Origin of the sequence: Rhodococcus sp. I2R, assembly GCF_020889545.1 — a bacterium.
Lineage (GTDB): Bacteria > Actinomycetota > Actinomycetes > Mycobacteriales > Mycobacteriaceae > Rhodococcoides.
Genome location: NZ_JAHUTG010000029.1, coordinates 1 through 25,810, shown reverse-complemented (window position 1 = coordinate 25,810; position 25,810 = coordinate 1). Strand labels below are relative to the sequence as shown.

At 65.0% G+C, this 25,810-nt stretch carries 24 protein-coding genes and 2 pseudogenes; 11 read left to right on the top strand and 15 right to left on the bottom strand.

What is annotated here, in order from left to right:
• Positions 1–7: 7 nt before the first annotated feature.
• The 7 genes from KVY23_RS21985 to KVY23_RS21955 all read right to left on the bottom strand — a co-directional run bounded on the left by KVY23_RS21985 (position 8) and on the right by KVY23_RS21955 (position 8,205).
• Positions 8–964 (bottom strand): cytochrome c oxidase assembly protein, encoded by a 957-nt coding sequence (locus KVY23_RS21985; RefSeq protein ID WP_008720478.1) that lies wholly within the window; start codon positions 962–964, stop codon positions 8–10.
• 10 nt (positions 965–974) lie between these two features.
• A complete protein-coding gene (locus KVY23_RS21980; RefSeq protein WP_008720475.1) occupies positions 975–1,568 on the bottom strand; it encodes a copper resistance CopC family protein in 594 nt (197 codons plus the stop codon).
• Positions 1,569–1,659: 91 nt separating this feature from the next.
• Positions 1,660–3,432, bottom strand: a complete 1,773-nt coding sequence (ctaD, locus tag KVY23_RS21975; protein ID WP_072692203.1) for a cytochrome c oxidase subunit I — start codon at positions 3,430–3,432, stop codon at positions 1,660–1,662.
• A gap of 85 nt (positions 3,433–3,517) precedes the next feature.
• Entirely contained in the window at positions 3,518–4,474 is a 957-nt protein-coding gene (locus KVY23_RS21970; RefSeq protein WP_008720986.1) for a M56 family metallopeptidase, read from the bottom strand.
• Positions 4,471–4,824 carry a BlaI/MecI/CopY family transcriptional regulator gene (locus KVY23_RS21965; RefSeq protein ID WP_027494220.1) on the bottom strand — a complete coding sequence of 118 codons (354 nt, stop codon included), beginning with the start codon at positions 4,822–4,824 and terminating at the stop codon, positions 4,471–4,473. Before KVY23_RS21965 ends, KVY23_RS21970 begins: the two co-directional genes overlap by 4 nt.
• A 25-nt stretch (positions 4,825–4,849) precedes the next feature.
• Positions 4,850–5,644 carry a M23 family metallopeptidase gene (locus KVY23_RS21960; RefSeq protein WP_080733228.1) on the bottom strand — a complete coding sequence of 265 codons (795 nt, stop codon included), beginning with the start codon at positions 5,642–5,644 and terminating at the stop codon, positions 4,850–4,852.
• A 536-nt stretch (positions 5,645–6,180) separates the two neighbouring features.
• Entirely contained in the window at positions 6,181–8,205 is a 2,025-nt protein-coding gene (locus KVY23_RS21955; protein WP_032373357.1) for a cytochrome c oxidase assembly protein, read from the bottom strand.
• Positions 8,206–8,402: 197 nt separating this feature from the next.
• Here KVY23_RS21955 and KVY23_RS21950 point away from each other — a divergent pair, with 197 nt between their 5' ends.
• Positions 8,403–9,326 carry a cation diffusion facilitator family transporter gene (locus KVY23_RS21950; protein ID WP_230558227.1) on the top strand — a complete coding sequence of 308 codons (924 nt, stop codon included), beginning with the start codon at positions 8,403–8,405 and terminating at the stop codon, positions 9,324–9,326.
• Positions 9,327–9,505: 179 nt separating this feature from the next.
• Here the strand turns inward: KVY23_RS21950 and KVY23_RS21945 are convergent, their stop codons facing one another.
• Together KVY23_RS21945 and lspA are read right to left on the bottom strand one after the other, a co-directional pair.
• Positions 9,506–9,919, bottom strand: a complete 414-nt coding sequence (locus KVY23_RS21945) for a Rieske (2Fe-2S) protein (RefSeq protein WP_008720941.1) — start codon at positions 9,917–9,919, stop codon at positions 9,506–9,508.
• A gap of 185 nt (positions 9,920–10,104) precedes the next feature.
• Positions 10,105–10,632, bottom strand: coding sequence for a signal peptidase II (gene lspA / locus KVY23_RS21940; RefSeq protein WP_052061206.1), 528 nt, complete (start codon positions 10,630–10,632; stop codon positions 10,105–10,107).
• A 291-nt stretch (positions 10,633–10,923) separates the two neighbouring features.
• Between lspA and lnt the strand changes: the two are divergent.
• The 3 genes and pseudogenes from lnt (at position 10,924) to ccsB (ending at position 15,024) form a co-directional block, all read left to right on the top strand.
• Positions 10,924–12,400 (top strand): annotated as a pseudogene (gene lnt / locus KVY23_RS21935) (apolipoprotein N-acyltransferase).
• A 34-nt stretch (positions 12,401–12,434) separates the two neighbouring features.
• A complete protein-coding gene (locus KVY23_RS21930) occupies positions 12,435–14,057 on the top strand; it encodes a cytochrome c biogenesis protein ResB (protein WP_045841170.1) in 1,623 nt (540 codons plus the stop codon).
• A gap of 4 nt (positions 14,058–14,061) precedes the next feature.
• Positions 14,062–15,024, top strand: a complete 963-nt coding sequence (gene ccsB, locus KVY23_RS21925) for a c-type cytochrome biogenesis protein CcsB (protein ID WP_032373342.1) — start codon at positions 14,062–14,064, stop codon at positions 15,022–15,024.
• A gap of 6 nt (positions 15,025–15,030) precedes the next feature.
• On the opposite strand, the pseudogene KVY23_RS21920 reads toward ccsB, so the two are convergent.
• The 3 genes and pseudogenes from KVY23_RS21920 to KVY23_RS21910 form a co-directional block, all read right to left on the bottom strand.
• Positions 15,031–15,330, bottom strand: a pseudogene (locus KVY23_RS21920) (DUF3703 domain-containing protein).
• Between the two features lie 48 nt (positions 15,331–15,378).
• The gene (locus tag KVY23_RS21915) at positions 15,379–17,586 is read right to left on the bottom strand and encodes a cation-translocating P-type ATPase (RefSeq protein ID WP_032373341.1); all 2,208 of its coding nucleotides are present in this window, start codon (positions 17,584–17,586) and stop codon (positions 15,379–15,381) included.
• Positions 17,579–17,977 (bottom strand): metalloregulator ArsR/SmtB family transcription factor, encoded by a 399-nt coding sequence (locus tag KVY23_RS21910; RefSeq protein WP_032373340.1) that lies wholly within the window; start codon positions 17,975–17,977, stop codon positions 17,579–17,581. Before KVY23_RS21910 ends, KVY23_RS21915 begins: the two co-directional genes overlap by 8 nt.
• 136 nt (positions 17,978–18,113) lie before the next feature.
• Here KVY23_RS21910 and KVY23_RS21905 point away from each other — a divergent pair, with 136 nt between their 5' ends.
• The 6 genes from KVY23_RS21905 (at position 18,114) to KVY23_RS21880 (ending at position 22,922) form a co-directional block, all read left to right on the top strand.
• Complete coding sequence (locus KVY23_RS21905) at positions 18,114–18,773, top strand: thioredoxin (RefSeq protein WP_008720127.1); 660 nt, start codon at positions 18,114–18,116, stop codon at positions 18,771–18,773.
• Positions 18,748–19,383 carry a vitamin K epoxide reductase family protein gene (locus tag KVY23_RS21900; protein WP_008720128.1) on the top strand — a complete coding sequence of 212 codons (636 nt, stop codon included), beginning with the start codon at positions 18,748–18,750 and terminating at the stop codon, positions 19,381–19,383. Before KVY23_RS21905 ends, KVY23_RS21900 begins: the two co-directional genes overlap by 26 nt.
• Positions 19,384–19,438: 55 nt before the next feature.
• The gene (locus tag KVY23_RS21895) at positions 19,439–20,068 is read left to right on the top strand and encodes a TlpA disulfide reductase family protein (protein ID WP_008720130.1); all 630 of its coding nucleotides are present in this window, start codon (positions 19,439–19,441) and stop codon (positions 20,066–20,068) included.
• Positions 20,065–20,697 (top strand): TlpA disulfide reductase family protein, encoded by a 633-nt coding sequence (locus KVY23_RS21890; RefSeq protein WP_080733221.1) that lies wholly within the window; start codon positions 20,065–20,067, stop codon positions 20,695–20,697. Before KVY23_RS21895 ends, KVY23_RS21890 begins: the two co-directional genes overlap by 4 nt.
• Positions 20,694–21,581 (top strand): cytochrome c biogenesis CcdA family protein, encoded by an 888-nt coding sequence (locus KVY23_RS21885; RefSeq protein WP_032373339.1) that lies wholly within the window; start codon positions 20,694–20,696, stop codon positions 21,579–21,581. The genes KVY23_RS21890 and KVY23_RS21885 overlap by 4 nt, the downstream gene beginning before the upstream one ends.
• A 99-nt stretch (positions 21,582–21,680) precedes the next feature.
• Positions 21,681–22,922 carry an Nramp family divalent metal transporter gene (locus tag KVY23_RS21880; RefSeq protein WP_008720147.1) on the top strand — a complete coding sequence of 414 codons (1,242 nt, stop codon included), beginning with the start codon at positions 21,681–21,683 and terminating at the stop codon, positions 22,920–22,922.
• A gap of 105 nt (positions 22,923–23,027) precedes the next feature.
• On the opposite strand, the gene KVY23_RS21875 is transcribed toward KVY23_RS21880, so the two are convergent.
• Positions 23,028–23,474, bottom strand: coding sequence for a VOC family protein (locus tag KVY23_RS21875; RefSeq protein WP_197077431.1), 447 nt, complete (start codon positions 23,472–23,474; stop codon positions 23,028–23,030).
• 215 nt (positions 23,475–23,689) lie between these two features.
• Here KVY23_RS21875 and KVY23_RS21870 point away from each other — a divergent pair, with 215 nt between their 5' ends.
• Positions 23,690–24,250: a recombinase family protein gene (locus KVY23_RS21870; RefSeq protein WP_094642704.1), complete on the top strand. Its 561-nt coding sequence runs from the start codon at positions 23,690–23,692 to the stop codon at positions 24,248–24,250.
• A gap of 136 nt (positions 24,251–24,386) precedes the next feature.
• On the opposite strand, the gene KVY23_RS21865 is transcribed toward KVY23_RS21870, so the two are convergent.
• On the bottom strand, positions 24,387–24,851 hold the full coding sequence (locus tag KVY23_RS21865; RefSeq protein WP_032373337.1) for a DUF5956 family protein: 465 nt from the start codon (positions 24,849–24,851) through the stop codon (positions 24,387–24,389).
• A gap of 75 nt (positions 24,852–24,926) precedes the next feature.
• Positions 24,927–25,433, bottom strand: coding sequence for a hypothetical protein (locus KVY23_RS21860; protein ID WP_032373336.1), 507 nt, complete (start codon positions 25,431–25,433; stop codon positions 24,927–24,929).
• Positions 25,434–25,810 lie beyond the last annotated feature (377 nt).

Genomic DNA, 25,810 nt, shown 5'->3' with positions numbered 1-25,810 from the left:
CGACAGCTCAGGTCCGTTGACTGGTCTCGCTACCGATCTTTTTCAGAAAGTCGTTGTAGGCGTTGAGTTCGCTGTACCCGTCTTCTTCGGCGTGCCGGTCCGCGGCAGCCGATTCCTCCTTTTCGTCCCGGTTCCACCGAATGCAGAAGATGAGCACCACCAGCAGGGCCACCGGCTCACCGTAGGACCACGCAAGCGCCCCGGCGAGCTTCTGATCGGATACCGGATCGACACCCCACTGCGGGGGAGGGGAGGCGAACGTGGCGAGCATGGGGGTGCTCGACATCATCAGGATGACACCGAAGAACACATGCAACGGCATCTCGACGAACAGGTCGAACAACCGGCCCAGATTGCTCTGCCGAACGGGGAGGGGGCCGACGGCGAGCACAGGGATGATGAACAGCAGCCCGCTGGCGAAGAAGAAGATCTCCATCGATACGTGCCCGATGACTGTGATGGCGAGAACATCGAAGATCGACGACAGATACAGCCCGTAATAGCTGAAGAGGAACAACGGGATCGTCAGACCTGGATGTAGTGCGATGCGCCCGGCGCGGCTACGCAACCCCGTCAGCGCCGCGATCAGTACCCACCGCCCGGCTCCGTGATGAGCGGTGGCACGCAACAGAAGTCGTCCGGGCGAACCCACCACCAACAACGGTGGGATGGTCATCGACAACGTCAGATGCTGGAACATGAAGACGCTGAACAGGCTGTATCCGTAGCGTTCGACCTGCAGTCCGGTCACCAGGACCAGCGCCGCGCAGCCGAGCAGAAAACTCGCACTCCGCCACCGTGACCATGCGATACCCCGGCCGCGGATCCGGTAGAGCCCCCAGCAGTACAGTCCGGCCATGACGATGCCGGCGATCGGCAGGATCGGGAGCGGCGGAAGATCGAAGCTCAGCAACGCTGCCAGGGTCGGCGGGCCTTCCGGGGGAGTTACGGCGGCGATGTTCATCGGGCCCCTGTCATTGCTTGTCCTTGCCTCGGATCACCAACGTCAGGGCGATGGCAGCGAGACCGAGGACAGTCAGGCCCACGATGGAGAGCAGCATCATGGTGTTCTGTTTCGGTGGCCGGTCCTCGCTGGCGGACGGGTTGTTCGGATCGTAGGCCTGCGTCGGCGTGGTCGAGGGAGCCGGCGAGGTCGCACCGCCCTGCGATTGCTGTGCAGCAGCGTCCGGGCGGGTGGCGGTCTCCGCGACGTCGACCGAAAAGCCGTACGACCCGGTGATCGGGTGCCCGTCCGCGGAGGTGACGCGGTAGCCGACGGTGTACTGCCCGTTGGGTAGGCCGTCCTCGAGCAGGACCGATACGTCGGGGCCCTCGACCGTGGCCGTACCCTGCGTCCACTGAGTATCGCCAGGACCTACCACGCTGATGGTCGCGAACGATTCGTTGATGTCCTGATTGAACTTGAGGCCGACGCCGATCGGTGCGAACTCGAGCGTCACATCGGCCGGGGGGTCGGAGCTGACGAGTTCACTGTGCGCCGATGCCGGGGCCGCGGAGAACAGTGCTGTGCCGCACATGAGCACGGCGACCAGCATCCATCGTTTCACGTTCGGTTCTCCTCTGGTCGTACTGATTCTCCTTACTACTATGCGCACTAGTAGTAAGGGGGTGTGAGCCTACGGGGGTCGGTCGACCGTGTTACTTGTCGACGTCCGGCCGTTTCGATACGTCCGGTCCGGCAATCGCTTCGGTGATCACTTCCGAGGGCGCGATCGAATCCGAGTGCGGGCCACCGACGTGCTGCTCGGCGCGGATGCGTTCGACCATGTGCGGATAGTGCAGCTCGAACGCCGGCCGCTCGGAGCGGATCCGGGGCATCTCGATGAAATTGTGCCGCGGGGGTGGGCAACTGGTCGCCCACTCGAGGGAGTTACCGAAGCCCCAGGGGTCGTCGACGGTGACCACTTCGCCGTAGCGGTAGCTCTTGAACACGTTCCAGATGAACGGCAGCGTCGAGGCCCCGAGGACGAACGATCCCACGGTCGAGATCTGGTTGAGGGTGGTGAATCCGTCGGACGGGAGGTAGTCGGCGTAGCGGCGCGGCATTCCTTGGGCGCCGAGCCAGTGCTGGACGAGGAAGGTGGCGTGGAAGCCGAGGAACGTCAGCCAGAAGTGCCACTTGCCCAGTCGTTCGTCGAGCATGCGGCCGGTCATCTTGGGGAACCAGAAGTAGATGCCGGCGTAGGTCGCGAACACGACCGTTCCGAACACGACGTAGTGGAAGTGCGCGACGACGAAGTAGGTGTCGGTGACGTTGAAGTCGATGGGCGGGCTCGCCAGGAGCACTCCGGACAGTCCACCGAAGACGAACGTGATCAGGAATCCGATGGAGAAGAGCATGGGGGATTCGAGGGTGACCTGGCCGCGCCACATGGTGCCGATCCAGTTGAAGATCTTCACCCCGGTCGGCACGGCGATGAGGAAGGTCATGAACGAGAAGAACGGCAGCAGCACGGCACCGGTGGCGTACATGTGGTGCGCCCACACCGCGATGGACAGGGCGGCGATGCCGACGGTGGCGTAGATCAACCCCTTGTACCCGAAGATGGGTTTGCGGGAGAAGACCGGGAAGATCTCCGAGACGATTCCGAAGAACGGTAGCGCGATGATGTAGACCTCGGGGTGTCCGAAGAACCAGAACAGGTGCTGCCAGAGCAACGCTCCGCCGTTGGCGGGATCGAAGATGTGGGTGCCGAGTTTACGGTCGGCGAGCAGGCCCATCAGTGCTGCGGTCAGCAGTGGGAACGCCAGCAGGATCAAGATCGAGGTCACCAGGATGTTCCAGGTGAAGATCGGTAGCCGGAACATCGTCATTCCCGGTGCGCGCAGGCACACCACGGTGGTGACCATGTTGACCCCGCCCAGGATGGTGCCCAGGCCGGCGACGAGCAGGCCCACGATCCACAGGTCGGATCCGATACCGGGGGAGTAGACGGCGCTGCTCAACGGGGTGTACGCGGTCCAGCCGAAGTCTGCGGCACCGCCGGGGCTGATGAAACCTGCGGTGGTGACCAGTGCGCCGAACAGGTACAGCCAGTAGGAGAAGGCATTGAGCCGGGGGAAGGCGACATCGGGTGCGCCGATCTGCAGCGGCAGGATGTAGTTGCCGAAGCCGAAGACGATCGGGGTGGCGTAGAGCAGCAGCATGATCGTGCCGTGCATGGTGAAGAGCTGGTTGTACTGCTCGTTGGAGAGGAACTGCATTCCCGGGACCGCGAGCTCGGAGCGCATGATCAACGCCATCAGGCCACCGACGAGAAAGAACCCGAACGAGGTCACCAAGTACATCAGTCCGATGACCTTCGGATCGGTGGTGGTGACCATCGTGTGCAGGAACGACCCCTTGCGGGCCCCGCGGGGTGGATAGGGGCGAACCGCCGGCGCAGCCGGAGGAGATGTCAGCGCCGTCATGGAACCACCTTCGTGTCGCACGCGAATTACAGGACGCGTCCGCCAGTGTAACCCAAATACTATGCAGCATAGTATTTGGGGTTGTTCAGATCAGCAGGACCGCGCACGCTGCGGCGGAGACCGCGCTGAGCGAGACGACGGCCAACACGGCCGGCACGACGAGGGGCAGCACGGCGGCGGCAGCATAAGCGCCCGCTCGGGTTCGGCTCGGTGTTTGCGCGCTCGTGTCGAGGTGATGCAACCGCTCGGTGGTCGAGTCCCCGATCAGGCCCAGTGCCCACAGTGGCCGCGCAGAATGCGCCTGCGAGACCGTCGACAATGCCGAACGTACAGTGTCGGCGCTGGTGACTGCGGCCGCGGACCGGTCGGCTGCGACCTCGACCAGGACCCGTACCGCCGCGGGTGCCGCGGCGAAGAGGGGAACGCGAGGAAGCGCTTTGGCCAGGATCTCGCAGATGTTGACGATGCGGTGATGGCGCCCGCGCAGGTGGGCACGTTCGTGTGCGATCACTGCTCGCTGTTGTTCGGGATCGAGATGGGCGAGCAGGCCTTCGGTGGCCACGACGTAGCCGGGGCGACCGTCGATGCTGTAGGCCAGCGGGAGTGGGTGGTCGAGCCACATGATCGGTTCGGGTCCGGGGTCCGTGCGCGCCACGACGGCGATGACATCGCGGTGATAGTCGCGGACTTTGGACCGCGCTCGAAGCTGACGGCGAGTCGAGCGCAGGACGCGCGCCGATGCCGACGCCGCGAGGACGACCGATGCCCCGGCGACCGCTTCCCCGATCCACGGCTGGGCCGCGTGTTGCAGCGAGCCCAGGCAGCGGACGGCGAGTTCGACCATGCCCTCGGCCGGCGCATGGCCGGGCCAGAGCAACACCGCCACCGCGGATCCCACGAGAAACAGCACCCCGGCGATGCTGCCGATCCAAGCGGTCAAGGCGAGAGAGGGGCCGACGGTGCGGGTGAGTGAGGTCAGCAGCGGCGGCATGGCAACGGCCACCAGGGTCGCGGCGAGGAGTAATGCCAGTGCGACGATCACCGGTTCGCGTCCGGCAGGTTCCCCCGCAGGGCGTCCAGTTCGTCGTCGGTGACGGTTTTCGCGAAATGCATCAGCACGGCGGCCGAGTCGGTGCTGGTGTCGAGGATTTCGCGCAGCGCTTGCGAGGTGGCCTCGGCCCGAGATTGCACGGGCGAGTAGAGATAGGCGCGTGACTGCTTGGTCCGCTCGACCCACCCCTTCTCGTGGAGATGGGTCACGACGGTCAGGATCGTGGTGTAGGCGGGGTTTCTGTCGGCCATGCGTTCACGCAGGTCGTGGACCGACTGCGGTCGATCACATTGCCAGAGCACGTTCATCACCTCCGCTTCGAGATCACCGAGCCTTTTCATCGCCAGTTCTTCTTTCCTCGTCGTGTCAGGTGATATCGACTCCGCGTGCCGACAGCCACGCCGTCGGGTCGGACTTGGCACCGTCGGGTTGCCACACTTCGTAATGCAGGTGGGGTCCGGTGGATTGGCCTCGGTTGCCTACCGTAGCAATGAGCTCGCCGGCTTTCACGCGTTGACCGGCGGTGACGAGCGCCTGGTCTATGTGGCCGTACACCCCGATCGTGCCGTCGTCCTGACGAATACGCACCCACAGGCCGAACCCTTGCGCCGGCCCTGCTTCGATGACCTCACCGTCGGTCACCGATACGATCGGCGTCCCGATCGTATTGGCGATGTCGAGTCCGTAATGCGTTGTCCCCCAACGCGGCCCAGAACTGGAGGTCAATGTGCCCGACACCGGCACCACCGAGAGCGGGCGCCGCGCCTCGGCATCGCGTGCGGCGCGCTCCGCCGCCCGAACTCCCCCCTCGGCGAGTTGCTCGGTCATGCGCTGCGCGAGCCGGCCGACATCGAGATCGGGCATTTGCAACACCTGCGGGGGTGAGGCGACGACCGGGCTCGGCGGCAGGACGCCGGCGGGAGGGCTATCGATACTCGCAGCGCTGAGCGCCACACTGTCCTGCGACCCGGTGTTCGGAGACGTCGCTGCCGCGGACAGAAAGGCACCGACCGCGACCGACGCAGCGATGGCGCGGCCACCCGGCTTCGGCACCCGGCGGCGATGAAGTCCGCGGCGAGCACGTCGCGACACGGCCTGCACTACATCGCGGCCACCGTCGCCGTGTGTCGTCTCGTCCGGACCGGCCACGTGCACCCACATCGACGCGGCAGTGTCCGCGGCCGCGGTGTCCCAGGCGGCGCTGACCGCGTGAGCGGGTACATCCGGTGCGGGCGTCTGCGCCGAAGGCGTGTGCTCGTCCTGCGACCGATTGTCGGAGTACACGGTCTCGGCGGGCGACTCGGTCACGAAACGCGAGGGTGCGAACCCGGCGTGTCGATGACGGGGGTGATCGATGAGCGCCGTCGGCCTGTTGCCGACGGGCATCGAGACCGCGACGCCGGGTGCCGGCGCTGCGTAGTCGTCGTCGATCGGATCGGGTGTGCGGTGTCGGGCCAAGATCACAATCCTTGGTGGCTACGAGGCCGTGGCCTCGCTCGAGATAACGAAATGGTGACGGTCAGGCCACAGGTTACTACTATCGAGCATAGTTTTTCCATCCCACTCGACCCGGATTCGTCCGTACCGCTGGTCACGGTCCTCGGAGGACATCCCGCCGGGCTACGACATCCCGCCGGGCTACGACATCCCGCCGGGCTACGACATCCGCACCGGAACAGGGCTGGGCGTTTCGGGTATCAGGGGTGATCGCGCCGAGAGGACAGGCCACCGAGCATGGTGTTGTACGCCTCGAGTTCGGTATCACCTTGATCGTCGACTCGGCGGTCTCGTTGCCGTGCCGCGCTCTCGTCGGCCGCCGACCACCGGACCGCGGCGAGAACCGCGGCAGCGAGCAACGGCAACTCCCCGATGCCCCACGCCAGAGTGCCGCCGCGCCGCTGGTCGGCCAGCAGGTCTGCGTTCCAGTCCAGACGCAGTCCGCTGTAGAAGCTCGCTCCGAGCGCGGTCTCGAGATCGATCGTCACGACGAGGAAGAATGCGAACCCGGCCAATGCGGTGATACTCGCGAGCAACTTCGTCAGTCCCGCGATCGGTCTCGGTACCGGGTCTTCGCCGACCGTGCCCCAGAACATCACCATCCCGACGGTCAGGAACCAGCCCTTCATCACCATGTGTGCCACATGCGAGTCGGCGACGGTGTCGAACAGTCCGCCGGGGTAGAGCAGGTAGAAGCTGCTCAGGAACACCGTGGTGCTGACCCACGGGTGTATCGCGATCCGGGCTGCTCGGCTCTGCCATGCAGCCCGGAGCCATTCGCGCGAGCCCGGTGCTTCGGCGGCCGACGCGGTCGGCAGGACCGAGGCGAACAAGGTTGCCGGTCGGCCGAGGACCAACAGCAACGGCACGGCGACGGCGACCGCGGTCAGTCCCGCCATGTGCACGCTGAACATCGCCGGGCTGTAGAACCCGACCCCGGACGAGGTCGCCACGAGCAGCACCGCAGTACCCGCCAACCAGCTCGCTGTCCACCGCCGCCGCCATGACAGGCCTGCCCGCCGACGGCGCCGCACGGCCACCAGATACAGGACGGCCGCGATCACCGCCGCGGAGCCGAACACCAGGTCGAAACGCCACTCGAACGCCAACCGCGCAGCGGTGGGCGGGCCGTCCAACACGTAGCCCAAGGCCTCTTCGTGCGCCTGGGGCAGCGAGGTGTCCTGCGGCGGGGGCGGGGGAGTGCGGCCCAGTGCGACCGCCAGGCCCACGGTGGTGACGAGAACGAGGGTCTCGATCATCGACAACGTGATCAGGGATCTGCGCCTCGCGGGGTCGTGAGCCAGAGCGCGGACCGTTCGTCGTCGCTGTATCCACCCGAGGGTCCCCACGATCGCCAGAGCTGCGATCTTCGCCAGTATCAGAGCGCCGTACGTCGAATCCCACAGCGACGTCACGGGCACTCGCACGGCAGCGTTGACCACTCCGGAGACCGCCATGATCACGAACGCGACCAGAGCGAGCGTCGAGTAGCGGCGGGTCGCGACGGCAAGGTGCCCACCTCCGCGCAGCGCATGAGCGAGAAGTGCGAGGAGTCCGCCCACCCACAGCGCGGCAGCGAGGATGTGCAGGATCAACGAGTTCGTCGCGATGTCGTGATTGCCGCCGGTCGAGGAGTGGCCGGTGACCGCGCGCGGGATCAACGCGAGCATCGACAGGGCGAACAAGGCGGGGGTCCATCGATGCCGCAACACCGCCGCGCATGCTGCGGCGGTGATCGCCGCGACCGCAGAGGTGATGGCCCATGCAGTGGAGGCCTCGACATCGCCGATCGCACCGAGGAACTGCACCGGTTGCGCTGCAACGGATCCGACAGGTTGACCCGAGGCGTCCGAGAGTGTCAGCGGCACCAACGCCGCCGCGCACACCGCCCACACTGCGGAGGCCTTCGCCGCGGTGCGGACGGCTACGTACCCGTCGATGTCGAGCACACCCGACCTCTGAGGCGGAACGAGAAATGCCGCGAGGAGCAGCGACCCCGCCGCCACGACGGCAGCCACCTCGCCGATCGCGGTCAGTGCCGGGATCCCGTACGTGGTGATCGGGCCCGGATCGGGCAGACCCAACAGCACGAGCGCTTGCGACGTCGACATCGCTGCGAGCAGTGCAGCGACCACCGCGGCAATCGCTGCGCACAGCACCATCACCTGCGATCCGGAGCGTCGATCCACTGCGCCGCGGGTCGAATGGGCCGCTTCGGTGGCCATGGTGTGCGCCTCTTCCCGGTGGATCGTGTTTCCGGCATGGGCGCGAGGCAGTCCGACCTGCGCCGACAATGAACTACTACGAATGATAGTTGTACGAGTCCGGGCAGCCACCGCCGGATGATCCTTCAACACTTGCATGTATGCGCATATCGCAATATGTTGTCGTTCTGCGGATCTGACACGACGAAGGAGCAACGATGGGGCACGGACATGGCCACGGGATAGAGCCGGGTTCACCGGCCAGCGCGTCCGGTAAGCACCTCGGGGGACTGTGGATCGCTGTCGGTCTGGGGGCGGTCACCCTGGTGACGCAGGTCGTCGTCGGCCTGTCCACCTCGTCGCTGGCGTTGCTCTCCGATTCCGCACACGTGTTCACCGACGTGTTCGGGGTGCTGATGGCGATCGTGGCGATCACACTCGCACAGCGACGATCGACCAAGGCTGCCCGCACGTTCGGGCTCTACCGAGCCGAGGTGTTCGCCGCATTGTTCAATGCACTTCTGCTGTTCGGTGTGGCCGGTTGGATTCTCTACGAAGCCGCGCAACGCATCACGAATCCGCCCGAGGTCCCCGGCGTCCCGGTGATGGCGGTGGCCACCCTCGGGCTCGTGATGAACCTCATCGCGTTCGTCCTGCTGCGCAGCGGCGCCAAGGACAGCCTCAATGTTCGGGGTGCGTATCTCGAGGTGATGGCGGACATGCTCGGCTCGATCGGCGTACTGGTCAGCGGACTGGTCACCGTCCTGTTCGGGTGGCGGTACGCCGACCCGGTCATCGCGGTCGCCATCGGCGTGTTCGTCCTGCCACGCGCGTTCAACCTGGGCCGTCACGCCGTACGAATTCTGCTGCAACATGCTCCGGCGGGCATTGATGTCGCCGCCGTGGAAAGGGCCCTGACCGATGTCGACGATGTCGAAGAGGTGCACGATCTGCACATATGGACACTGACGTCGGGGATGGAGGTCGCGTCGGCGCATCTGACGGTCGCCCCGGAGGCCGAGACACCGCGGGTGCTCGCTGCAGCGCAGCAGGTTCTCCGCAACGAGTTCGGTCTCGAACACGCCACTGTGCAGGTCGAACCCCGGGAAGGCGAAGGCCGGTGCCGAGAGGTCAATTGGTAGGCAGGTCTCGACCCGGTGCGCGATCGGCACGCTGTGCTGTCGTCGACACGGCAGCGATGTACCGAACCGGCACCCGTCGGGTGGGGGCACAGAGTGGGTCCTCGAGTGCCGCACATCGGCCCGGTCGAGACCGTTCACCCCGAACCCGTCCACCTCGCATGTTCGCGCCCGGTGATGGATCAGTCGACGGTGAGGGTATCGACGGTTCTGGTCACGGCACGGTTCGGCAGTGGCTCGGTGGCGGGGCTGCGCATGACCGCCCCGTCGGTGATCGAGAACGCACTGTTGTGGCAGGGGCACTCGATCGTGCCGTTGCGAACTCGGTTCACTGTGCACCCTCGGTGAGAACAGATAGCCGAGAAGGCCCGGAAGATACCGGGTTCCGGTTGGGTGACGACGACCTGCCGGTCGGCGAGCACGATTCCACCGCCGACAGGAACATCGTTCACCGACAAGGTGACGGGACCGTCGGAAGCGGTGTCCTCACCGGACGGGGCTTCGCCGACGCTGCATCCGGCGGCAGTCAGGCACGCTGTAGCGCAGCTCGTAGCGAGAAAAATACGGCGCGGTAGCGCCGGGATGTCCTCGCTCATACAGCAGGCTCCCCTCGGTACGCCTCGGTGAGCGAGAGGCGACGATCGCGTGTCGGTGGTTGTAGTCGACTATGTTTCGAGCAGTTCCGGTGTCGATCACCCTCACTGTTCGAGCGGATCAGCATGATTGTCCTGTCGCGAATGTATGTGCACTGCAGGGCATTCGATTCGAACGCCGAGATATCTCATGCACGTTCACGATCCGGCGCTGTCGGGCACTGCGGGCAGAGGGGCAACCCTTGTGCCCTCTCGCGTGCCAGTGCCGCCCCGATCATCAGCACCACCCCGCAGGTGATGTAGATGTCGGCGAGGTTGAATGTCGGCCACCAACCGGTGTGAAAGTAGTCCGTGACCGCACCGTCGACAAGCCGGTCCAGAACGTTGGACAGCGCGCCGGCGAGGATCAACGCCAGCGCCACCGTGGTCCACTGCTCCCCGTGCCGAGCGCTGTGCCATCCGTAGGCCGCGACCCCGGCGGTGATCGTCGCCGTGACCGACACGATCACCCATAGGGGCAGCGAATTGCCCAGACTGAAGGCCATTCCGCGGTTGAAGGCGAGCCGCAATTCGAGGATCGGTAGTGGGATCGGAGAGCCGACCAATGCTTCTTGCGCCCAGTAGTCGACGGTCAGCGCGGTAGCGACCAATGTCAGCACGAGAGTCACTGCGTAAGCACGCAGCCGCGTGGGAGACGTGGTGGGCGAGCGGTTCACGGATCCTCGTTCTCGGGTGTGTATCTCGGACAGGTGCTGGGTGTCGACGGAAGGGGATCGGTCACCGCCGCAGAGTTGCCATCACATAAAATACTATGCACCATAGTAGTTGATGAACGGCAGAGGCTCCTCCGGTACCGGCTGCACGCGCGTGCCGTCATGAGATCGGCTCCCGGCATCGAGCCCGGGCCTCGACCTCTCGTCTACGACCCGAGCCGGGCGCGGTGGGTGACCGGCAGCAACGGAGTCCGCGCGTGGATCCGGCTCCTCGCCGCCGCCTCATCCGGGCTGATGTTGTATGCCACATTCCCGCCCATCGATCTGTGGTTTCTCGCTCCGGTAGCACTTGCAATGCTGCTGTTGGCTGTGCGCGGGCGAGGGGCGCGTGCGGGGGCCGGCTACGGCTTCGTCGCCGGCTCGGCGTTCTTCGTGCCTCTGCTGCCGTGGGTGGGGGGAGTACGTCGGATCGGTGCCGTGGCTGGCGCTGTCCGTCGTTCAAGCACTCTTCGTGGCACTGTTCGGTGCGGTAGCGGATCGGATGTCCCGACTGCCGTGGGCGCCGGTCTGGGTGGCGAGCGCCTGGGTGGCGATGGAAGCGGCACGATCTCGGGTCCCGTTCGGCGGCTTCCCTTGGGGCCGCATCGCATTCGGTCAATCCGACGGGCCGCTGCTGCCTCTGGCTGCGGTGATCGGCGCGCCGGGGTTGTCGTTCGTCGTGGTGCTGATCGGGTCCGCTCTGGCCGGCGTCGTTGCCTCCGGTCGCATCACCCGCAGAACTGCAGCAGCGTCGTGCATCGGTGTGGCCACTGCTGTAGGGGCGCTCACGGTGGTGGCTCCACTGTTCGCTCCGCCGCAGCAGGACACGGTCACCGTCGCCTTGGTGCAAGGCAACGTCCCGCGTCTCGGTCTCGACTTCAACGCCCAACGACGCGCGGTTCTCGACAACCATGTTCAGCGCACCATCGAGCTCGCCGCCGACATCGACTCCGGCCGCGTACGCGCACCCGACCTGGTCATCTGGCCGGAGAACTCCTCCGACATCGATCCCCTGCGCAACCCCGACGCCGCCGCACGTATCGACGCCGCGGCCCGCGCCGTCGGAGTCCCCGTACTCGTCGGCACGGTTCTCCGCCGAGACGACGGCACCACGAGCAACACCTCGATCGTGTGGGATCCCGTCACCGGGCCCGGGCAGAGGCACGACAAGCGGCAACTGGTGCCGTTCGGGGAGTACCTGCCGATGCGCACGATCGTCACCGCACTCTCTCCCTATGCCGCCCAGGCAGGAAACTTCACCCCGGGCCAGGGCAACGGCGTCCTCGACCTCGCCGGAGTGCACGTCGCGGTGGCCACCTGCTACGAGGTCGCCTTCGACTCGTTGCTCACCGACTCCGTGCGCGCCGGTGCCCAGCTGATCGCAGTGCCCACCAACAACGCCACTTTCGGTCGGACGAACATGACCTATCAACAACTCGCCATGTCGCGGGTACGAGCGGTCGAACACGGGCGCAGCGTCGTCGTGTCGGCCACCAGCGGCGTCAGCGCCGTCATCGATGCACGCGGGGAGGTCGTCGAGCGCACGGAGCTGTTCACCCCCGCAGCTGTCGTCACCGAGGTGTCACTGAGCACCACCCTCACCCCGGCGACGATCACCGGCAGCGTTCCGGAATGGATTGCCGCCACCGGCGCTGGTGCAGCACTGGCGTTCTCGCTGCTGCGCCGACCACGCTCCATCACACCGAACCCCGCAAACTACTATGTCGCGTAGTATTTAGATGGTGGTCGGTGAAGGGCGTGCGGAGATGACGATCGACGAACACCCCCGTGCGCACTCGCCGGGACTGGTGCGCAGAACAGTGGCGATGCTGCGCAACCGGTGGCGACAACTGACGTCGATGCGGACAGCGTTGGTGCTGCTGTTCCTCCTCGCCGCCGCAGCTGTCCCCGGCGCTTTGCTGCCGCAGCGCAATCTCAATACCCAGGCCGTCGATTCTTTCATTGCCGCGCGTCCGGTTCTCGGGCCGGTGATGGACACGCTGGAATTGTTCGACGTGTTCGCGAGTTCCTGGTTCACCGCGATCTACGTCCTGTTGTTCGTGTCGCTGATCGGCTGTCTGACTCCCCGGTTGATCGAGCACGGCAAAGCTCTTCGCGCACAACCTGTTCGAGTACCGCGAAACCTCACTCGACTACCGTTGCATCATTCGGGCACCCTCGCCGGTGACCCCGAGAAGGTGATCGCCGACATCGCGCGGCACTTGAAAGGGTGGCGTACCGCCGTTCGACCCGAGCCCGATGGGGCACTGACTCTCTCGGCGGAGAAGGGCTACACCCGCGAGGCCGGGAACCTGCTGTTTCACTTCTCGCTGATCGGTCTGCTCGCGGCCATCGCGATCGGCAAACTGTTCGGCTACGAAGGCTCGGTCATCGTCATCGCCGACAACGGGCCCGGTTTCTGCAACACCTCGCCCGCGATCTACGACTCCTTTCGCGCCGGCAACAGCACCGACGGCACCGGACTCGAGCCGTTCTGTATCCGGGTCAGAGATTTCACCGCCGACTACCTCGAGAACGGTCAGGCCGAGATGTTCACCTCGAACATCTCCTACCAGAGCGCCGACGACATCGCCGCCGACACCTGGCGCGACTATCAACTCAAAGTCAACGAACCCCTCCGGCTCGGCGACGAACGCATCTACCTCACCGGACACGGCTACGCCCCCGAGTTCACCGTCACCTTCCCCGACGGCCAGACCCGCACCGAAGCGCTGCAGTTCCGCCCCGACGACGCCACCACGTTCCTCAGCAGCGGCGCGCTGCGATTCGACCCACCCGGGGGGACCTACGCCACCGCCGAGGAGCGCCGCCGAGGGCAGATCGCCATCGAAGGACTCTTCGCGCCCACCGCGCAATTCAACGGCAACCTGCTCTCCTCCCGCTTCCCGGAACTGGTCGATCCCGCGGTGGCAGTGGACATCTACAAAGGCGACACCGGTCTCGACACCGGCATCCCGCAGTCGATCTTCTCCCTGGACCAGGAGATGATCAACCAGGGCCGGCTGGTCAAGCAGGACCGGGTCAACCTGCGGCCCGGAGAATCGACGACCCTCTCCGACGGCACCGTCGTCCGGTTCGACGGTGCCAAGGAATTCGCGAACCTCCAGGTCGGATACGACCCCGCGCAGCGGTGGGTGCTCGTGTTCGCGGTCACGATGATGACCGGACTACTGGTGTCCCTGGTCATCACACGTCGCCGTGTCTGGTTCCGGGTCCACCCCGGCGAGCGCGGTCTCTCGCCAGTGGACATGGGTGGCCTGGCTCGCACCGATCACGCCGGCTGGGGACCGGAATTCCAGACCCTTCGGTTGAAGATCTGGCCGCACACGCAGAGCCCGTCCGAGAACCACGACAGAGAAACGGTGTAGCACCATGCCGATCGACGACACCCTCGCCCGGTGGAGCGACATCAGCTTCGAGACCGCCTTCGTGGTCTATCTCCTCGCCGCGATCGCATTCCTCGCACAGCTCGCAACGACCCGTAGCGCGGAACTGCACAATACGGAGCGACTTCGTGCTCGGATCATTGCTGCCACGTCGACGACGCCCGGACGCATTCCCGACGCACCCCGGCGAGTTCCATCCGAACGTTTCGGGCGTAGCGGACTCGGGCTGGTGATGGTGGCACTGACCCTGCATATCGGGTCGATCATCCTTCGCGGGATCGCCACCGGCAGGCCGCCGTGGGGCAACATGTACGAATTCGTCTCGGTCACCTGCGCAGCAGGTGTAGTCGCTGCACTGGTGGTGCTGCGCTCGACGCAGCTACGCACCCTGTGGTTGTTCGTTCTGGTGCCGACGTTGATCCTGCTGTTCGTCGCCGGCACCGTGCTGTACGCCGACGCAGCACCGGTGGTACCGGCACTGCAGTCGTACTGGCTGCCGGTGCACGTCTCCATCGTCTCGCTCGGCAGCGGGGTGTTCCTGATCTCCGGGGTTGCGAGCATACTGTTCCTGATCCGCATGAAGCATCCCGAGGACTCGGGCAGCCGCGTGAGCCGGATCGCAGCCCGCCTGCCCTCCGCGCAGACACTGGACATCGTGGCCTACAAGACCACGATCTTCGCCTTCCCGCTCTTCGGCGTCGGCGTCATCCTCGGCGCTATCTGGGCCGAAGCCGCGTGGGGCCGGTTCTGGGGCTGGGATCCGAAAGAAACGGTCTCCTTCATCACCTGGATCGTCTACGCCTCCTACCTGCACGCCCGCGCCACCAGCGGGTGGCGCAACACCCGCGCAGCATGGATCAACATCGCCGGATTCGTGGCGATGCTGTTCAATCTGTTCATCATCAACATGGTCGTCTCCGGCCTGCACTCCTACGCAGGCCTGAACTGATGACCGCTATCTGCCTCTCAGCGCGTCCGTACGGTCCTGCGGAATGGGCATCGGCGACATCGGTCCCGCCTCGACCCGGCCGGTGTTACCGGCCGGGTATCGCCCCGACCACGATCCTGGAGCAGCGATCACGATCCGGATCACCTGACCCCAGGATTCGCGCCGATCATGTTCTACCGCCGCAGCTTTCACCATCGCGGCGTGGTTGAGAGCATGCAATCACGGATAGTGCTGCGAGAGGATGTGTGTTCGTTCGAGGTGGTGCCAGCGCACCTCTGTTGTCGATGCCGCTGCTGCTGGGGTCATGTCGATCCCGTAGAGCCTGCATGCAGTCCGATCACCGCCCGCAGGTCTCTACCTTCCCTGACCGAGTTCGCTTCGCGCGGGAGTCGATGTGCAGCAGGTACATCCATCCGAGCACCCGGAGCTGCTGCCGTCGTCTGCTCCGATCGCCGAGGGTGACGGTGCGGTGGTGGCGGCCAGTAGGTTCCCAGATGCGAGAGGCGCAGCGTTCCTCGGCGTCGGGGCCGGAGCGCAGCAGGCATCCTCGAAGGCCGCTGCGGGTGCGATCGTGACATTGAGGGCACCGGATGCCGTAGGCGGTGGGACGAACCCGTCCAACGGTGTGGTGCGGGCGGCACGAATCGCATTGGCGATCACCAGGACTTCGGCGAGTTCGTGGACGAGCACCACAGTCGCCAAACCGAGGACGCCGGTGGCAGCCAGTGGGACGAGCACGCCGATGATCGCGATCGACAGGGCGATGTTCTGGACCATGATGCCGCGGGCATGCCGAGCGTGGGCCAGCACCTGCGGTAGATGCCGGAGGTCTTCCCCCATGAGGGCAACATCGGCGGTCTCGATGGCAACGTCGGTTCCCATTGCGCCCATGGCGATACCGACATCTGCGGTCGCCAAGGCGGGAGCGTCGTTGATGCCGTCGCCGACCATGGCAATCTTGCGTCCGGCCGCGATGTCGGCGAGCAGGGCCGCTTTGTCCTCGGGCAGTAGTTCGGCGTGGACGGCGGTGATACCCGCCTGGGTCGCCAGGGCCTGCGCAGTGAGTGCGTTGTCGCCGGTGAGCATCGCAGTGTCGATACCGAGCGCGGTGAGTTGGCGGACAGCCTCGGCGGCCTCGGGCCGCAGTTCGTCGCGGACGGCGATCGCAGCGATCAGGACTCCGGCGCGTTCGACGAGAACGACTGTGGCACCGCTGCTTTGGAGACGAGCGACGTCGGCGCGGAACTCCTCGGAGCTGGGGTGGGTGTCGAACCAGCTCGGTTTCCCGAGCCTGATCGCGGCTCCGTCGAGGGTGCCGGTCAGGCCGTGTCCGGCGATGGCAGTGACATCATCGGCTGCCGCGACGGTCGATACGGAAGCGAGGATGGCGCGGGCGAGTGGATGCTCGCTGCGCGCTTCGAGCGCAGCAGCAACGGCCAGCGCGGCGTCGCGGCCGATTCCCGCAGCGGTGACGACGTCGACGACCTCCGGTCGTCCTGCGGTGAGGGTGCCGGTCTTGTCCACGGCGACGACGCGGATGCGGCCCAGCTCTTCTACTGCTGCACCGCCTTTGATCAATGCCCCGTTGCGGCTCGCAGCCCCGATCGCCGCCACCACCGACAGCGGCACCGAGATGGCCAACGCGCACGGTGATGCCGCGACCAGGACCACCAGTGCGCGTTCGAGCCACAACATGGGGTCACCGAGCACCGCACCGACGCCGGCGACGAGGGCGGCGAGAATCATGATCGAAGGCACGAGGGGACGTGCGATCCGGTCCGCGAGCCGCTGGCCGGCCCCTTTGCGGTCCTGGGCCTGTTCGACGATGCGGACGATGCGCGCAAGCGAACTCTCCGATGCCGGCGCGGTGACGGTGATCTCGATGGCTCCGCCGCCGTTGATGGCACCGGCATGCACCTCGTCGCCGACACCGGCTTCGATGGGCACGGACTCGCCGGTGATCGCGGACACGTCCAGATTCGTCGAACCGCGTGCGATGGTGCCGTCCGTGGCAGCTCGCTCGCCCGGTCGCAGCACCATGGTGTCCCCGATCACGACATCGTCGGGGGGCAGGGCCTGCTCGGTTCCACCGCGCAGGACCGACACTGTCGGCGGCACCAAGGACAGAAGTGCGCGTAGTCCGCGGCGGGTCTTGGTGACCGCGTACTCCTCGAGTCCCTCGGCGACGGAAAACAGGATGCCGAGCATCGCGGCCTCGGGGATCTGGCCCAATGCGATGGCACCGAGGAGCGCGATCGTCATCAGCGTGCCGACACCGATGCGGCCGTGTCGCAGATTTCTCACCGTCGCGGGAACGAAGGTGACGGCCGCGATCGCGGCAGCGATCAGACCGCCGACGGTCGCGACCGCATCGGCACCCGTTCGACCGAGCAACCACGATGCGGCGAGGATGATCGCGGCTACCGATGCGAGTTGCAGCTCGCGGACCTGCCACAACCTCTGGGGTACGTCGGTCGGAGCCGGACCTGCCGTGCCCGTACCGTCGGCGGCCGGTTCGGTGGTCGGCGCAGCGGGGGTCGGTCCGCAGCACGCGTCAGCCATGATCGACCCCGGTGAGATCAGCGGTGGCCGAGGCGGTGGCCAGTGGCTCGGTCAGTATCGAGAGCAGTCGGGCGCCGCGATCGGTGAGCGAATACATGACCAACTTTCCCTCTCTGTTCGATGTGACGGCGTCCGCGGCTTTGAGTTTGCGGAGATGGTGGGAGACCAGCTTCTGGCTCTGTCCCACGATCCACGCAACATCGCAGCCGCACATCTGCCCGCCGGCGTTCAACGCGAGCGCGATGGTCAGTCGGGTGGGGTCACCGAAAGCTCGGGCAGCGTCGGCGACCGGTTCGATATCGCCGAGAGCAGGCAAGGCTGCGCGCACCCTCTCGGCGTGAGGGAGGTCCATACACAACAGATCGCACGAGTCCAAAGGTTCCAAGGCCATGGGCACAATCTAACAATCATGCGATCGTCAGGGAAGACCTTTCGGTCGACGTTCGTACGATTGTTAGTCTCACAACGGGTCGAAACGCCCATATCGGGCCCGTTGATCAGTCCGAACGAGTCGAGAAGGTAGTTGTATGAGCCGAGCGTTGAAGATTTCCCTGTCCCTGGTGGTCGTGTTCGCCGCCGCGTTGGCTGTATTTCTGGTGGTGGACCGATCGGGCACGCCGGATGCTGCCGCCGCCGAGCAGGCCGCCGCCGACCCTGCCTCGATCGCGGTGCGCGAGAACAGTCATCGGTTGAACTCGGTGCCCGACGGCCGGGTCACGTTCGTGGAGTTCCTCGACTTCGAGTGCGAGGCCTGCCGGTCTGTCTACCCAGCGATCGAACAATTGCGTGAGGAGTACGGCGACCGGGTGAGCTTCGTGGCCCGCTACTTTCCCATCGCCTCGCACTTCAATGCCGAACGCGCCGCACGCGCTGTCGAAGCCGCAGCACAGCAGGGCGGCTTCGAGGACATGTATCAGCGCATGTACGAGACGCAGGCGCAGTGGGGCGAACAGCAGGTTCCGCAGGACGAGTTGTTTCGGAGCTTCGCCGTCGAGCAAGGACTCGACATGAGCGCCTTCGATGCCGCTTACACCGACCCTGCGACGCTCGAACGCATCGAGGCCGACGTCGCCGACGGGATCGCGCTCGGCGTCCAGGGCACCCCGACGTTCTTCCTCAACGGCACCAAGATCGAACCCACCACCTACGGAGACCTCACCGATGCCCTCGACGCTGCACTCGGCTGACCGCGCAGCCGCTCTCACCCGACGCAGCGGACCGTTCGCCCGAAGCCTGCCCTGGCTGCTGCTGGTAGGAGGCGTGATCGGACTGGCCGCCGCGTTCGTACTCACGGTAGAGAAGTTCGCCCTTGCGCTCGATCCCGCCTACGCCCCGACCTGCAGTATCAATCCGGTACTCAACTGCGGATCGGTGATGGACACCCCGCAGGCGTCTGCGTTCGGATTTCCCAATTCCCTTCTCGGGATCGCGGGCTTCGCCGTCGTGGCGGCAGTGGGTGCCGCCCTGCTCGCCGGAGCCGTGTTCGCGCAGTGGTTCTGGAGTGCACTGCAGGTCGGTGTCACTGCTGCTGCGGTCTTCGTGCACTGGCTGATCGTGCAGAGCCTCTACGACATCGGCGCGCTGTGCCCGTACTGCATGGCGGTGTGGGCGGTCACCGTACCGATCTTCTGGTACGTCACGCTGCGCAACCTCGACCGCGGGGCTCCGAGTGCGGGCCGGCGGCAGTGGGCGGGAGTGTTGATGCGCAATCACTCGATTGCGCTGACCGTGTGGTTTCTCGTCCTCATCGCCCTGATCGCGCAGCGTTTCTGGTCGTACTGGTCCACGCTCCTATGATCCGCGACGTACCGTTCGCCCCTCTGCCGATCTCTCGAGAAAGAAGGTCACGGCGATGACGCGCGGCTGGTCGATCGTCATGCTCGTCGTTGTCGTTGCATCGATCGTCGCACTGTGGCCCCGCTCCGGTGGCGTCGAGGGCGGCCCATCCGACGTCATCGCCAACAATGTCGCGCCGGTCGGACCCGAACCCACACTGTCCCGCCCGCCGGATGACGCGGCACGAGCAACAGCGCTACCGCTGTGTCCGCAGCCGGTGCCACACGAAGGTGGGCCGCTGGCGGGAGTGATGGCGCGCTGCATCGGCAGTGCCGACGATGTCGATCTCGTCGACGTTCTCGGCAGCGAGGTGACGCTGATCAACCTGTGGGCATCCTGGTGCGGCCCGTGCCGCACCGAGATGCCCGTAGTCGATGCCTACGCCGCAGAACCCGACGCGATCCCAGTCATCGGAATCAACGTCGAGGACCGACCCGCGGACGCGGCCGCGCTGCTCACGCAACTGGGCATCCGCTATCCGAACTACATCGACGGCGGCAGCGTCCAGGACGCGCTCTCGGCACCGCCGGTCCTTCCCCTGAGTTTTCTCGTCCGCCCGGACGGAACGATCGAGCGCATCACCGACCCGACAGTGTTCGAGACGACAGACCAGATCCGCACTGCAATAAAGGACTTCACCTCATGACACGTTTCCTACCCGTGTGGGTCGGTACTCGACGACAAGGCGGCACGCCCACCGCGGCAATCGGATCGATTCTTGCCGTCGTACTACTGATCTCCGGATGCTCCGCTGGTGCCGACGCTGCACCGTCCGGCGGGAGCTTCGACTTCGTCGCGCCCGGTGGCCGAACCGACATCGTCTACGACCCTCCCGAAACACGCGGAACCATAGGCGAGCTCGCCGGCCCCGATCTGATGGAGGAGGGCAAGACGACCGCTCTGGCGGACTACGACGGAAAGGTCGTCGTGATCAATCTCTGGGGTCAATGGTGTGGCCCCTGCCGCGGCGAAGCCGACGACCTCGAAGAGGTCTACGAGGCCACCCGTGAGCGCGGTGTGCAGTTCCTCGGTATCAATGTCCGAGATCCGCAGAAGGACAAAGCGCAGGACTTCGTGGTCGACAACAACGTCACTTACCCTTCGATCTACGACCCCTCGATGCGGACGCTGATCGCCCTCGGCGGGAACTATCCGACCAGCGTCATTCCCTCGACGCTGGTACTCGATCGCCAGCACCGGGTGGCCGCGGTCTTCATGCGAGCCCTGCTCACCGAAGACCTGCTTCCCGTCGTCGAACGGATAGCCGCGGAATGACGACTCTTCTCGCCCAAGACATCGGGTCGACGTTCCAGAACGCGGCATCGAGTGGGCCCCTACTGCTGGCGATCGCGGCATGCATGCTCGCCGGGTTGGTCTCGTTCGCCTCACCGTGCGTGGTGCCGCTGGTGCCGGGATACCTGTCCTACCTGGCAGGCATCGCCGGCGCCGACGCCCAATCAGCCCGCGACGCCCAATCAGCCCGCGGCACCCAATCGGCCTGCGAGGCTCAGTCAGCCGATGCCCGGACACCCAGCACCGCGACCGCCGGTACGTCGTCGACGGGTCTCGTGAATCGCTGGCGTGTGGCCGGTGCAGCGTCGTTGTTCGTCGCCGGGTTCACCATCGTCTTCGTCCTCGCCACAGCCTCGGTCTTCGGAGTCATCGGCACCTTGCGCATCAACGAGCAAGTACTCCAACGCGTGGGCGGGGTCATCACGATCATCATGGGTGCGGCGTTCATCGGGTTGATACCCGCACTGCAACGCGACACCCGATTCGCACCCCGGCAGATCTCGTCCCTTGCAGGAGCGCCGCTGCTCGGTGGGGTGTTCGCGCTCGGCTGGACGCCGTGCCTGGGTCCGACCCTTGCCGGCGTGCTGTCCGTGGCGGCAGGCACCGAAGGTGCAACCGCAGCCCGCGGGGTCACTCTCATCGTCGCGTACTGCCTGGGACTCGGCCTACCGTTCGTCGTTCTTGCGTTCGGTTCGAGTTCGGCGATGCGCGGTGTGGGGTGGCTTCGGAGGAACTCTCAGAGGATCAAGGTGGCGGGCGGTGTCATCATGATCGCCGTCGGCATCGCACTGCTGACCGGGGTGTGGGGGTTGTTCATCGCCTGGATCCGCAACGAATTCGTCAGTGCAGTGATCCTGCCCATCTGATCGTGATGTCGCCGAACCGCCACGCCGCATTGCATTGTTCGGGAGGCCGAACTATATTTTCAGGGTTCTGACATATTGTTGGTGCCGGAGGGTGTGGTCATGTCTGTGCTGCAGCGCCGATCGTCTCGGCCGCCCTCGAGGTTTCGGTCTGGCCTCGTTCTGCTCGGTCCTGCTTTCGTCGCCGCGATCGCCTACGTCGACCCCGGCAATGTCGCCTCCAACGTCAGCGCCGGCGCGCAGTTCGGGTACCTGCTGGTCTGGGTGATCGTCGCCGCGAACGTGATGGCCGGCCTCGTGCAGTTCCTCTCCGCCAAACTCGGCATCGTCACCGGAATGACACTGCCCGAAGTGGTCCGCGAGAAGTCGAGCAAGAGTGTGCGACTGGCATATTGGGGGCAAGCAGAAGTGGTCGCCATGGCGACCGACCTCGCAGAGATCGTCGGCGGTGCGATCGCTCTTTACTTGCTCTTCGACCTGCCGCTCCTGATCGGCGGCCTCATCACCGGAGCCGTATCGATGATCTTGTTGCTGGTCCAGGATCGCCGGGGCCAGCGCCCGTTCGAGTTCGTGATTCTCGGTCTACTCGGTGTCATCGCCGTCGGATTTCTTGCCAGCGTCGTCGTGGAACCGCCATCGTTCACCGCCGCTGCCGCCGGGTTGATTCCGCGGTTCGACGGCGCGGAAAGCGTATTGATAGCCGCCGCTATGCTCGGTGCGACGATCATGCCGCACGCGGTCTATCTGCACTCCGGCCTTGCACGTGACCGGCACGGACACCCCGAGGCAGGGCCTGTCCGGCAGCGGTTGTTGCGGATCACCCGGATCGATGTCGGGTTGGCGATGCTGCTGGCCGGTGCAGTGAACATGTCGATGCTGCTGTTGGCGGCCTCGACGCTGGGAGGCCGAGAGGGCGTCGATTCCATCGAAGGAGCTCACACAGCAGTAGGAGACACTCTGGGGCCGGTGGTAGCGCTGCTGTTCGCGGTGGGCCTGCTGGCCTCGGGCCTGGCATCGACATCGGTCGGGGCATACGCCGGCGCGATGATCATGGACGGCCTACTACGTCAGCGCATTCCGATTCTGGTGCGACGACTGGTGACACTTGTTCCCGCACTGGCAATTCTGGCCGCGGGGGTCGACCCCAGTCGGGCACTGGTCGTCTCACAAGTCGTCCTGTCCTTCGGTATTCCGTTCGCGCTCATTCCCTTGGTGCGGTTCACCTCGGACCGCATCCTGATGGGCGGCGATGTCAATCACCGGATCACGGCATACGCGGCATGGCTCATCGCGGGAATCGTCGTCGCACTCAATGTCGCGTTGATCTATCTGACCGTCGCCTGACTGCGCGCGGGTGGACAAGTCCAGCATGCGCTTATTTCAGGACGATGACCACGCGTAGCGCGTCGACGGACGTCCGGGTCATCGAGTTTCTGCTCGAGGGTGCGGTCAGGGTGCGCCGTTGCCTGCCGTGGTGGGCTCGTGTTGGCTTTTTTCATCGGTATGGAAAGTGATCAGATTGCCGTCGGTGTCGACAGCTGCGAACTCCGTCGTTCCCCAGTCCGTCGAGACGGGACGACCCGCGTCTGCGGGATGGAGCACTCCCGCGCGGGACATCTCGGCGTAAAGGTCGTTGATCTCGTCCACGGCGATGCGGCAGCTGGCTGTGCCGGCAAGGAACGTCTCGGCTCCGCTGCATACCGGCCATGCCGCAGGGTCTGAACGGGTATTCCAGCTGTCGTCGTCGGCGGCCCACAAGTGGATCTCGACGTCGTCGCGGGTAAGTCTCGCGAAAGTCGGGTCGGTGTACCGGGTCGTGAAGCCGAACGCGCGGACGTATATCTCTACAGCGGTGTCGATGTCTCGTACCGGCAGCGCAGGTACCACTTTCGACATGCCCATAGGCAACACTAACGCCGACGAGCCGGAGTAGGAGCCGAACCCACATCAATTGCTGGCGCTCAGTGCATTCGACTTCTGACACAGTGAACGCGACTCCTGAAACTGACAGGATCGATATCGAGACTCAATCGTGATGTGTCTCAGAAACCTGTCTCAAGCTCTGACGCGCCGCCTGTGCCTTGTCGGCCGTTTCTGAGACAGTCATCCTCGTGAGCGCCGTTTTGGGATACATGAGGGTCTCGACCACCGATCAGTCGCTGGATCTACAGAGAGACGCACTGACAGCCGCCGGCTGCTTCCGCATCTGGGAAGAGGTCGCATCCGGAGCAGACAAAGACCGACCTCAGTTGCAGCTGCTCCTCGAGAGCGTGCGCGCCGGCGACGTCGTCGCAGTATGGCGACTCGATCGACTCGGCCGCTCACTGAGCCACCTCATCGAAACCGTCAACCTCATCGAAACCAAAGGTGCAACACTGCGCAGCATCACCGAAGGCATCGACACCTCGACAGTCGGAGGACGCCTGACCTACAACATCTTCGGCTCCCTCGCCGAATTCGAACGAGACCTCGTCAAAGAACGCACCATGGCCGGCCTCGCAGCCGCACGAGCCCGCGGCCGCATCGGTGGCCAACCAGCCAAGATCGACGCCGACAAAGCTCGTCACATCCGCAGAATGCTCGACGACGGCACACCCAAAACCGAAATCGCATCAGTACTCGGAATCGGCCGCGCCACCCTCTACCGGCACCTCAGTTCGCCTGCGGGTTAAGCGATTAGCTCCCATCACGGTGTACGTCCGGCCCCGGGTTCCTTTGGCGAGACACTTCCACCGGGTACACCAAAACGGCGACAGGAGGGGTCGCACGTCCTCTGTCTCTGCCAAGGAAAATTGGCGGCTCGCAAGGTCAGGACCGGAACAAATTTCCGTACAGCTGTGCAATGGATTCGAAGACTTCTACGGGATCCACATAATTGTTCTTGTCTCGTAACGCGTCTTCGAGGGCATCTTCGTTCACGATGTTGTCGGGGACCAGCACGTGCCACTTGTAACCCCGCGGTTGTGGACGAACTCCTGCCGAGGCCAAGTATGCATTGATGTCCTCGTTCTGTGCACGCAAATCTTCTTCAGTGAAGGCCTCGAACCAAACTTCCTGCGGGTCACCGGTTGCCTGGTGACCGCGTGACACTTTCACGGGCGGATGCAGCGCCGCTGGATACGACGTCCGAAAGCATCGGCCCGGACCCGCAGCCCAGGCAGTCAACGCCCCATGACCGTTGGCGACGAGCGGTACGTATCGACCCGTGGGCAGACCTTCAGGTATTTCACCCTCGTCATCCGCGACCGGGTAATCGCCCCAGTATTGAGCCATACCGTCTCCTTTAGGCTGAAACGAACTCTGGCCTCGGCCGCCGAAGCGCCGAGGCCAGAGGCGACGATCAAGATGCTAACCGATCTGGAACGACCCGATGGGGTCCCCGGTCTGTGACAGCAGGGGAATCGTCCGGGGAGCTGGCGTCGCGGCAGCGTCGACTACCGAACCAACCAAATCGTCCGACCTGACGTACCCCAGCTCACCATCGGTACCGATGGCGCTGACCAGGTCAGGGAGTTCAGCATCTGCCTGCGCGGCCTCGCCGGTTCCGTAGCTCTCACCGTCCGGATTTGTTCCTTGTGCGCGCGCAGCGTCGCCGTCTGCGCGAGGTGCAGCCAGGGCAGCGGGGGCAGGGTACTGGAGGGGGTCGGACGGGAAGGTGACGTACTCCGACATGTTTCCACCGGACGGCCACACCGCCACGAATCCATGACTGTTGTAGAAGCCGGGTCCGCAGTCTCGAGTGGACGTAGCGGTCTGAGAACTCGTGTTGAACAGGTTGAACTGGTAGTCCGTCGCCGAGCACAACGCACCCTCCCGGAAGAGGCGGGCTTTGGAGCCGATAACACCCTGCGGCACAGTGCTTCCGAAGGCCGTGTAAACACGCGTCGACGCTTTGGGAACTCCGGCGTTGTTCCTGACTTGTCATTGGTCGACATATTCGAGCGCGAACGGAATCAATGCAGAATGCACCGAATGCGTTCTCTACCAACAGGTCTGCAGCAATCCGCCTCGGTTGCAGACCGGCCGGTTTTACCTACCCTAGCGGCAAAGTTGCCGATTACGCTAGCGCAAGTAATGAAACGGTCAAAAGTATTGAATCGAGTCGAATCATAGACGGTATGGAGGTCTTGGCTGGGGCCCCTCCGCATGTAAGCGTGGGTTGCCGACAGGAGTGGGTCCTGGCCGGTAGAGCCACAGATGTGGGAGGCCCCAGTGAAGAATCATCGTACGAG

Excerpts from the sequence above, each read along its gene's own strand:
- KVY23_RS21900 (WP_008720128.1), top strand. The coding sequence starts at position 18,748 with ATGCCCTCGACGCTGCACTCGGCTGACCGCGCAGCCGCTCTCACCCGA.
- KVY23_RS21865 (WP_032373337.1), bottom strand. The coding sequence starts at position 24,851 with ATGGCTCAATACTGGGGCGATTACCCGGTCGCGGATGACGAGGGTGAA.
- KVY23_RS21955 (WP_032373357.1), bottom strand. The coding sequence starts at position 8,205 with ATGGCCACCGAAGCGGCCCATTCGACCCGCGGCGCAGTGGATCGACGC.
- KVY23_RS21945 (WP_008720941.1), bottom strand. The coding sequence starts at position 9,919 with ATGAGCGAGGACATCCCGGCGCTACCGCGCCGTATTTTTCTCGCTACG.
- ccsB (WP_032373342.1), top strand. The coding sequence starts at position 14,062 with ATGCCGATCGACGACACCCTCGCCCGGTGGAGCGACATCAGCTTCGAG.
- KVY23_RS21875 (WP_197077431.1), bottom strand. The coding sequence starts at position 23,474 with ATGTCGAAAGTGGTACCTGCGCTGCCGGTACGAGACATCGACACCGCT.
- KVY23_RS21915 (WP_032373341.1), bottom strand. The coding sequence starts at position 17,586 with ATGGCTGACGCGTGCTGCGGACCGACCCCCGCTGCGCCGACCACCGAA.
- KVY23_RS21890 (WP_080733221.1), top strand. The coding sequence starts at position 20,065 with ATGACACGTTTCCTACCCGTGTGGGTCGGTACTCGACGACAAGGCGGC.
- KVY23_RS21905 (WP_008720127.1), top strand. The coding sequence starts at position 18,114 with ATGAGCCGAGCGTTGAAGATTTCCCTGTCCCTGGTGGTCGTGTTCGCC.
- KVY23_RS21880 (WP_008720147.1), top strand. The coding sequence starts at position 21,681 with ATGTCTGTGCTGCAGCGCCGATCGTCTCGGCCGCCCTCGAGGTTTCGG.
- KVY23_RS21885 (WP_032373339.1), top strand. The coding sequence starts at position 20,694 with ATGACGACTCTTCTCGCCCAAGACATCGGGTCGACGTTCCAGAACGCG.
- KVY23_RS21985 (WP_008720478.1), bottom strand. The coding sequence starts at position 964 with ATGAACATCGCCGCCGTAACTCCCCCGGAAGGCCCGCCGACCCTGGCA.
- KVY23_RS21930 (WP_045841170.1), top strand. The coding sequence starts at position 12,435 with ATGACGATCGACGAACACCCCCGTGCGCACTCGCCGGGACTGGTGCGC.
- KVY23_RS21950 (WP_230558227.1), top strand. The coding sequence starts at position 8,403 with ATGGGGCACGGACATGGCCACGGGATAGAGCCGGGTTCACCGGCCAGC.
- ctaD (WP_072692203.1), bottom strand. The coding sequence starts at position 3,432 with ATGACGGCGCTGACATCTCCTCCGGCTGCGCCGGCGGTTCGCCCCTAT.
- KVY23_RS21960 (WP_080733228.1), bottom strand. The coding sequence starts at position 5,644 with ATGTGGGTGCACGTGGCCGGTCCGGACGAGACGACACACGGCGACGGT.
- KVY23_RS21965 (WP_027494220.1), bottom strand. The coding sequence starts at position 4,824 with ATGAAAAGGCTCGGTGATCTCGAAGCGGAGGTGATGAACGTGCTCTGG.
- KVY23_RS21910 (WP_032373340.1), bottom strand. The coding sequence starts at position 17,977 with ATGGCCTTGGAACCTTTGGACTCGTGCGATCTGTTGTGTATGGACCTC.
- KVY23_RS21895 (WP_008720130.1), top strand. The coding sequence starts at position 19,439 with ATGACGCGCGGCTGGTCGATCGTCATGCTCGTCGTTGTCGTTGCATCG.